Raw genomic sequence first — 386 nt, 5'->3', positions numbered from 1 at the left:
GCGGTCCTCGACCGGGCCGTGAGTGCCGTCAGGTCCGCCGGCTTCGCCGAGTGCACCGCCGTCCAGCTCGTCGACCTCGTCGAGGCCCTGGAGGCCGACACCGGGCGCTTCATGCCCGAGGTGAACCCCGAGGGCGCGCTCCTCGCGATCGAGCTGCACGAGGCCCTGGAGCCGCTCACCCCGCACCTGGCGCCCTCCGGCCGGGAGTCGATCCTGCTCCAGGCCGCCGGGATCGCCCTCGCCGACGGGGTCTACAGCCCGGCCGAGCGGGAGGTCCTGGGGACGGTCGGCAACGCGCTGGCGCTCGGCCCGGACGACGTCGTACGGCTCCTCGCCTCGGCCCGGACGGTCTCGTAGCACCGCTCAGGGCGCGATGTCCCGGTTCA

General features: G+C 74.9%; 1 protein-coding gene. It reads left to right on the top strand.

Annotated elements, in window-relative coordinates; translation table 11 throughout:
• Positions 1-357: TerB family tellurite resistance protein (locus ACLWS4_RS37785; RefSeq protein WP_416876541.1), on the top strand; the 357-nt coding region annotated here is incomplete at its 5' end.
• Positions 358-386: the final 29 nt, after the last annotated feature.

Source organism: Kitasatospora sp. SC0581 (genome assembly GCF_048159585.1).
In the GTDB taxonomy this organism is placed as follows: domain Bacteria; phylum Actinomycetota; class Actinomycetes; order Streptomycetales; family Streptomycetaceae; genus Kitasatospora.
The sequence above is the reverse complement of the archived record's forward strand: the minus strand, read 5'-3'. Positions and strand labels throughout refer to the sequence as shown.